The following is an 8,162-nucleotide window of genomic DNA, read 5'->3' as shown; positions in this document are numbered from 1 at the left end:
GCTCCCGGGCTGTGGGAACCGCGCCGTCGCCCTGAATCAGGCGGCGTTGCGACCTGCCTGGCGGCGGGTCAGGTCGTTGAAGCGACCCAGCGACATCAGGTGCTGGTGGATGAGCGCCAACCAGCCGTTGCGGTGCCATTCGATGACGGTCGCATCCGGCAGCGCAATGAACTTCTCGACGTCGACCACGAAGAAGCCATTGAGGTTGAACTCGCGACCATCGGGCAGGCGCACGGTTGCATTGCGCTCGACCAGCAGGCCGTTGTCGACCAGTGCCTTGGAGAAGGCCTGGGTCTGTTCGTGCTCGCGGGTGAACTGGCCGCAGAACTCAAGCGCCTGCTGCACCATCTCGGTGGCCTTGCCATCGACGAACAGCGGCTGGCCTTCTTCGCCGCCACGGACGATGCGCGGGCTGTCTTCGTCGATGCCGAGCAGGAAGTCATTGTCCGCGCCGGTGTCGATGAAGATGAAGGGATGGCGGCGCAGGTAGGCCGGGATGTAGGTCTCGTCGTCCCACAGGCCATCGGTGATGAACAGGTTGTCGGTGGTCACGCCCACGGCGGCCATCGGCACCGCGCTCGGGCCTGCGAACAGGATCGGGAAGTGGTGCAGCGCCAGCGAGAATTCGCCCAGCACCAGCGGGATGGAGTTACTGCTGGCAGCGAACTCGAGCTTGCCCGGCAGGATGCGCAGATCGGCGTGCAGGTCTGCCTGCAGCGGCACCGGGCGGGTGTAGAACAGGGGCGCGCTGCTCGGCGCAGCTTCGGTGGTGGTGTCGCTGGTGGTGGTCATCGTGGAAACCGTGTCGATCATGCGCGCCTGCCATCCCGGGCGCGCCAGCGGGAACAACCTGAATCCCGCATTATCAACAAGGCAGGTGACAACGGCCACCCCGCCGCCGACTTATTTCAACTGCAACGGGTAGCGCTGCCACAGTACGTGGACCAGGAAGCCGGCCAGTTCGGTGTCGCGCGCACTGACCGCTGCGCGGATCTTGTCCAGCAGGACCATGTCGCTGCAATGCCGCACATCGGCGTGGTTGGCCTGGCCAGCGCGCCGCGCCCGATAGCGTGCAGCCCGCTGTGCGTCGCTCATTGCGTACCCGAACTTGGGCGGCCGACCGCGTTTGCGCGGCAGGGTCAGCTCCAGGGTTCCGGGATCATTGTCATCACGCATGGGCAGGGTGCGGGCGGCGGCAAGCAACGGGGGGTGCGCAATTTATCGTGAGGCATCACTTTAATCCAGCTTTTTCTGCAGTTTTGTTGCAATGCAATGCAGGCACGTGGCGCACGGATGGCACCCATCCACGCATGACGTGGGAAGTAGATCCACGCCATGCGTGGATGACCCCCTCGCTAATACAAAAAAAGGGAGCCCGCGAACGGGCTCCCTGCATCCACCTTACGCTGCACGCACCGGCTCGTAGCCATGCAGGTGCGATTCGCTGCTGGCCCGTCCCTGGCTCAGCGAACGCAGCGAGGTCGTATACCCGACCAGCTGCGCCAGCGGCGCGAATCCGCTGACTTCGGCGCGACCGTCCTGGTCGTCGATGCGGGCAACGCGTCCATGGCGGCGATTCAGATCACCCACCACGTCCCCCACCGAGGCCGACGGCGAATGCACCGTCACCGCCATCACCGGCTCCAGCAGCTGCGTACCGCTGGCCGCCAACGCGGCCTTGATGCCCTCGCTGCCGGCCCGATGGAACGCCATCTCCGACGAATCCTTCGCGTGGGTCTGGCCATCCACCAGGCTGACTTCGATGCCGACTACCGGATGGCCCTGCGGGCCTTCCGACAGCGCGGCACGAACGCCCTTCTCCACCGCAGCGATGAAGTTGCGCGGCACCACGCCACCGACGATGCGGTCATTGAACACGACCTCGCCGTCGTCGCGCGGCACTACATCCAGCACCACGTGCGCGAACTGGCCCTGGCCACCGGTCTGCTTGACCAGGCGGCCCACGACGCCTTCCACGGCACGCTGCGGCGTTTCCTGGTAAGCCACGCGCGGCGCGCCAATGCCGATGTCCAACTTCCATTCGCTGCGCAGCCGCTCGACCATCACCTCCAGGTGCAGCTCGCCCATGCCCCAGGCCAGGGTTTCACCGGTCTCGCGATCGGTTTCCACCCGGAACGAGGGATCTTCCTGGGCCAGGCTTGCCAGGCCCTGCGCCAGCCGGATCAGGTCGGCCGCACGTGCCGGCTCCAACCGCCAGGCCAGTACCGGGGCCTGTGCCTGGATGCTCTCCAGGCGCAGCGGCTGCCCTCGCCCGCTCAGCGTTTCACCGCTGACCGCATCCTTCCAACCCAGCACCGCCACGATGTCGCCGGCCACGGCCTGCCCGATGTCCTGGGTCTGGTCGGCCTGCACGCGCACCAGCCGGCTGATGCGACGMCCTTGCGGGTGCTGCGAGCTGGCCACGTTGTCGCCGACCTTCAAGGTACCCGAGTACAGCCGCACGAAGCTCAACGCACCGTGCTGCTGGTGGGTGATCTTGAACAGCAGGCCAGCCAACGGACCGTCCGGGTCCGGCGGCAGCAGGACGTCGCCGCCCTCGCCTTCGGCAGTGACCGCAGGACGATCCAGCGGCGACGGCAGGTAATCGACCACCGCATCCAGCAGCGTTTCGATGCCCTTGTCCTTGAAGGCAGCACCCGCCAGCACCGGTACGCCGGCGCCCGCCAGCGTCGCGCGACGGATCGCTGCGCGCAGCGTCGCCGCGTCGATGTCACGGCCTTCCAGCCATGCCGTTGCCAGCACATCATCATGGTCGGCCACGGCTTCGACCAGCGCATTGCGCTGCGGTTGCCACTGCGCGCGCTCGGCTTCGCTCCATGCCGTCACCGTCGCCGCGGCCGCGTCCTGCCACTGCAGCACGCGGCCATCGACCAGGTCGACCCAGCCGTGGAAGTCGCCCTCACTGCCCAACGGCACGCCCAGCGCCCACGGTCGCGCGCGCAGCTTGTCCTGCAGCTGCTCCAGCACGCGCTCGAAAGAAGCGCCGATGCGATCCATCTTGTTGACGAACGCAATCAACGGCACGCCATGCCGGCGCGCCTGGCGCCACACGGTTTCCGATTGCGGCTGCACGCCGTCCACGGCCGAAAACACGGCCACGGCACCGTCGAGCACGCGCAGCGAGCGCTCGACCTCGATGGCGAAGTCGATGTGGCCGGGCGTGTCGATCAGGGTCAGCTGGTGCAGCGGCAGATCGCGTGGCGCCCACTGTGCGTGCACGGCGGCCGCACCGATGGTGATGCCACGTTCGCGCTCGATCGCCGAGAAGTCGGTGGTCGCGTTGCCGTCATGCACTTCGCCGACGCGGTGGATCTCGCCGGTCTTCCACAGAAGGCGTTCGGTAAGGGTGGTTTTGCCAGCGTCGATGTGGGCAATGATGCCGAGGTTGCGAAGACGCGACAGAGTCTGGGTGTTGGTGTTCATGAGAAAGGTTCCTGCTGGGCCAACTTCGGGGGCCGCACACGCCGGTTGGCAACGGCGTGTGCGGCTAGCGTTCGGTCTCGGCGATCTGGTGCATGGCACGTTCTCCTTGCGGTGGAGCGGGTTGAGGGATGGGGGGTGGAAACGAAAAGAGCGCCCCGGAGGGCGCTCTGTGGATGGTCCAGCGAAGGCCGCGATCAGCGGCCTCGTAGGGCTCCAGGCAGACACGCCCGTTCCGCGCTTGCGCGGGTCAGGGTGAAAAACTTCAGGAGCGGCATCCGGTTCATGCAGCGCATTCTAGACCTGTCAATCTGGCGCGCAAGTGAATATTGCGCGCATGGATGGAACGATGAGGCGCAACGGGGCAGCAATCACCCAGGAACGATCATTCGCACCMATTGATCCGCCGCGCCTCACCCACCGTCGCGGCGTGATCCCCCGTCACCGACACCCAGTCCTTCAGCGGGAAGGCGGCATTGATCTCGCCTCGACGGGGCGTGTCGTGGATGGTCACTTCAGTCCAGGCGCCCACCGCACCCAGCTCGCTCAGGCGGGCAGCCTGGTCGTCATCGGTGCTGAAGGTGTCGCCCGGCTTGGACGGCTTTGCGTTGTTCACCGTGGCGGTCTTCAGTGCGCGCACGCGTAGCGCACCATTGGGCATGCGCTGGCTGATCACGTCGTAACGCTCAACGCCGTAGGCCCACGACCGCTCGGCCTGGCGGCGCACTTCACTGCCGTCATCGGCCACCTCGATCTTGCCATCCACCAGTCCACTGATCGAAGCGAGGCTGCCGTAGCCGGCCATCATCGCTTCGTAGCCGATCATCTGCCGCTTCTCCAGCGGCAGTTCGCTGGCCGCAGGCTTCATGCCCGGCAGCTTCAGATACGCCGACTTCTTGCAGAGCAGCAGCACGCTTTGATTGCCCCAGGCCATCAGCATCGCGCCACCGGTGTAGTAGTGCGTGGTGAAAAGATCGGAGGCGGCGCCGGCGCCCTTCGCATGGCGGATTTCGATCGAGGTCGCCTGGTCAGCCACCTTGTCCAGCACAACCGTGCGGACGGGAGCGGCGTGCGCCGTGCACGATGCAGCAATGATCGAAGCCAGCAGTGTCGCGCGCGGGAGGATGTAGTTCATGGGGGTCATTCCGTTGAGAAAAACGAACCGACAATGATACGTCGCGCTGCGCAAGGAAGCTTTACTGCATCAGGTCACCACAACCAATGGCACACCGCGTCGCGGATGCTGCAGCACCACCACGTCCTGCTGGTAGACACGCTGCAGGTTGCCCTCGGTCAGCACGTGCGAAGGCGTGCCGTCAGCGGCCACCCTGCCCTGCTCCAGCAATACGATGCGATCGGAGTATCCGGCCGCCAGGTTGAGGTCATGCAGCACCACGATCACGCACGCACCGGCTTCGGCGCAGGCCCGTACGCTGCGCAGGGTGCGCTCCTGGTGGCGCAGATCCAAGGCAGCCGTAGGCTCATCCAGCAGCAGCAACGGCGTGTCCTGTGCCAGCACGCGCGCGAACGTGGTGCGCGCCGATTCGCCGCCGGACAACTGCTGCACTTCGCGCAGGCGCAGCGCCTGCAGTTCGGCAGCATTGATCGCCCGCTCCACCTGGGCCTCATCCGCCTGCGGATCCGGCGGGTGCGGCAGGCGCCCCATCGCCACCACTTCCTCCACGCTGAAGGCGAAGCGCACGCCGTGCTCCTGCGGCATCACCGCACGTTCGCGCGCAAGCGGTCCGGCCCTGTAGTCGCGCAGCGGACGTCCATGCAGCTGCACATCGCCACCGTCGGCACGCAGATCGCCAGCCGCCACCCCCAGCAGGGTCGACTTGCCGGCACCGTTGGGCCCCACCAGCGCCGTCACCGTGCCCGGCTCGAATGCGAGGGTGATGCCATGCAGGATCTCGCGCTGCTGGCGACGCACCACCACGTCGCGCAGTTGCAGGAAGGCGCTCATGCCGCCGCCTTGCGGCGCTGCTGCAGCACCAGCCAGAGGAAGAACGGCGCGCCCAGCGCGGCGGAGAACAGGCCCAGCGGAATCTCGGCAGGCGGGTCCAGGGTGCGCGCCGCAGTGTCGGCCACCACGATCAGCAGTGCACCCAGTAGACCCGACAACGGCAGCAGCCAGCGGTGGCCAGGGCCAACCAGCAGGCGCGCCACGTGCGGCACCACCAGGCCGACGAAACTGATCGAGCCGGCGAACGCTACCGCCGCGCCGACCAGCAGCGCACTGAAGGCCACCAGCAGGCGCCGTGTACGCGCCACGTCCAGCCCCAGATGCTGTGCCTGGCGCTCGCCGAGCGCCAGCATGTCCAGCGGCGTGGCCAAGCGATGCAGTGCGAACGCGCCGATGGCGAACAGCGGCAGCACCGCCACCACGTCGGCCCAGTTCGCGCGCGCCAGCGAGCCCATCTGCCAGAACACCAGTGATTGCAGCTCGCTTTCGTTGGCGATGTAGGTCAGGAAGCCGATCAGTGCCGAACAGAACGCGGCCATCGCAATGCCCACCAGCAACAGCGTGGCATTGCCACTGCCCTTGCCCGGCCGCGCCAGCGCGTAGGTCAGCCCGATCGCGGCGGCACCGCCGCCGAAGGCCGCCACCGGCACCAGCCAGCCGGCTGCACCCGCAGCGCCCAGCACGATCGCCGCCACGGCACCCAGCGCGGCGCCCTGGCTGACACCGACGATGCCCGGATCGGCCAGCGGATTGCCGAACAGTCCCTGCAGGCTGGCACCGGCCATCGCCAGCGCCGCGCCGACCATCGCCCCCAGCAATGCACGCGGAATGCGCAGCTGCCAGACCACGGCCAGGTCACGGCTGCTGACCGATTGCGGATCCAGCAGGCCCAGCTTCACCGCCAGCGCCTGCATCACTTCCAGCGGTGGCAAGCGCAGCGGCCCCACGGCGAACGACGCCAGCACCGCGCCCAGCAGCGCGAGCAGCGCAATCAACAACATCGTCCGCCCGCGACGGCGGCGTCGATCCGCAGGGCTCATGCCTTCGGCAGCGCCGCCAGCGCCTGCGCCAGGGCCAATGCACCCGCACCGGAACCGATGCTGGCGTACTTCAGCTGCGCATCCGGCATCACCCAGACCCGGTTGGCCTGTCCGGCCGGGGTCTGCTTCAGCGTCGGGTACGCCTTCCACAGGCCTTCAGCGCCACCGAACAGCTGCAGGTCGTGCTCGGTCACCAGGATCACGTCCGGTGCCGCCGCGACCACGCCTTCGTTGCTCAGCTGCGAATAGTTGGCCACGCCGGCCTCGGTGCCGATGTTCAGGCCGCCGGCCAGGGCGATCAGCTTGGCCGATGCGCTGTCGGCACCGGCCACGGTGGGCGAGCCGCCCGCTCCCGTCGCCGACACATGGATCACCCGCGGCGCATGCGCCAGGCCCTTGCCGATCGCGGCGGCCTCATCCAGCTGGCGCTGCACCTGCGTGGCCAGGGTCTGCCCTGCGTCGGCCACGCCGAGCACGGCGGCGATCTTGCGCACCTTGTCCGGCGCCGGCTGCAGGTCATCGATCACCACTGCAGGCTCGCCCACTTCGCGCAGCTTCTTTGCCAGTTCGGTGTGGCGACGCAGGCTGTTGCCGATGAACAGCGACCCCTGCAGGCTGAGAACCCCCTCCACGCCGGTCGTGCGGTTGAACAGGAACTGGTGCGGTGCGGCCAGGCCTGCCTCGGTGGTGGTGTTGGTCGGCGCGGCGAACACCTGCTTGCCCAGGCCCAGCGCCTCGATCACCGCGATGATGTCGTCACCGCCGGCAATGATCCGGCTGCTGTCATCCACCTCCACATCGGCGCCATCGTCGGAGTGCACCTTGCTCGGCAGCACCGCCTGCTGCCCCGGCAGTGTCGGCACATCGTTGCCTGCCACCCGCTGCCAACCTGCGGGAAGTGCTCCCGCCTTGGCGGTGGCGGCCGCCGGTGCTGCTGCGTCTGGGTTGCCGGCAGACGGCGGCGCTTTGTCGCCACAGGCGGCCAGCACCAATGAAACGGCAATCGGGAGCGCGCACTGGCGCAGGCGGGAAGCGATGTTCATGCAGATTCTCCTTGCTGGCAGGGCGGCGGGGTGCCGCCCTGCCCTGTGGCTTACGGCTGGCGCAGGCTGATGCGGGTGATGCGGTCACCCTTCGGATCTTCAGCGCCACGCGACTTGTTCACGGCGAAGACATTGCCCTTGCCATCGGCGCGGACGTGATTGGGGAAGGTGCCGCCATCGAGGTTGCCGACCACCTTGCCATCACGGTCGACGGCAGTGACGGTGCCGGCACCGCGRTTGGTSACGTAGGCCAGGCCACTCTTCGCATCGAAGGCMACGTTCAGYGCSCCGGCRCCGACCGSSACGTCGTGCASSACCTTGCCGCTGGCSACRTCSACGATCAGCAGGTTGTCGGTGCCCTGCGAGGCCACGTACAGGCGGTTGCGCTCGGCATCGAAGGCAACGCCCGAAGCGCTGATCGAATTGCCCAGGTCGATGACCTTGTCGACCTTGCCGCTGGCCACATCGATCACCGCCGCTTCCGGCGTACCGATGCTGACCGTGAACAGTTTGCCGCTGGGCTCATCCAGCACCAGGCTCATCGGCACGAACTTCTCGTCGTCCACGCCGGAGGCCAAGGTGATCGGCTCCAGTGCCTTCAGCGTCTTCGCATCGAACACCGACAAATGGTCCTCACCGGCGGCCGATGCGAACACCTTGCCGTGCGTGCTG

At 67.4% G+C, this 8,162-nt stretch carries 8 protein-coding genes; all 8 read right to left on the bottom strand.

What is annotated here, in order from left to right; genetic code table 11:
• Positions 1–36: 36 nt before the first annotated feature.
• Positions 37–792: a SapC family protein gene (locus AC1DJN_RS18470; protein ID WP_025877209.1), complete on the bottom strand. Its 756-nt coding sequence runs from the start codon at positions 790–792 to the stop codon at positions 37–39.
• 111 nt (positions 793–903) lie between these two features.
• Positions 904–1,176: a hypothetical protein gene (locus AC1DJN_RS18465; protein ID WP_025877210.1), complete on the bottom strand. Its 273-nt coding sequence runs from the start codon at positions 1,174–1,176 to the stop codon at positions 904–906.
• A gap of 225 nt (positions 1,177–1,401) precedes the next feature.
• Entirely contained in the window at positions 1,402–3,444 is a 2,043-nt protein-coding gene (fusA, locus tag AC1DJN_RS18460) for an elongation factor G (RefSeq protein ID WP_134832522.1), read from the bottom strand.
• Between the two features lie 382 nt (positions 3,445–3,826).
• The gene (locus AC1DJN_RS18455; protein WP_478039708.1) at positions 3,827–4,576 is read right to left on the bottom strand and encodes a hypothetical protein; all 750 of its coding nucleotides are present in this window, start codon (positions 4,574–4,576) and stop codon (positions 3,827–3,829) included.
• 69 nt (positions 4,577–4,645) lie between these two features.
• Entirely contained in the window at positions 4,646–5,407 is a 762-nt protein-coding gene (locus AC1DJN_RS18450) for a heme ABC transporter ATP-binding protein (protein ID WP_442252060.1), read from the bottom strand.
• Positions 5,404–6,447 carry a FecCD family ABC transporter permease gene (locus AC1DJN_RS18445; RefSeq protein ID WP_025877218.1) on the bottom strand — a complete coding sequence of 348 codons (1,044 nt, stop codon included), beginning with the start codon at positions 6,445–6,447 and terminating at the stop codon, positions 5,404–5,406. The genes AC1DJN_RS18450 and AC1DJN_RS18445 overlap by 4 nt, the downstream gene beginning before the upstream one ends.
• The gene (locus tag AC1DJN_RS18440) at positions 6,444–7,490 is read right to left on the bottom strand and encodes a heme/hemin ABC transporter substrate-binding protein (RefSeq protein WP_442252059.1); all 1,047 of its coding nucleotides are present in this window, start codon (positions 7,488–7,490) and stop codon (positions 6,444–6,446) included. Before AC1DJN_RS18440 ends, AC1DJN_RS18445 begins: the two co-directional genes overlap by 4 nt.
• Positions 7,491–7,540: 50 nt before the next feature.
• Positions 7,541–8,162 (bottom strand): YncE family protein (locus AC1DJN_RS18435; protein ID WP_478039706.1); only part of this gene is annotated, 622 nt, incomplete at its 5' end.

This window comes from Stenotrophomonas sp. 05L414_2 (assembly GCF_056397905.1).
Note: the sequence above shows the minus strand (reverse complement) of the source record. Positions and strands in the feature narration are given on the sequence as shown.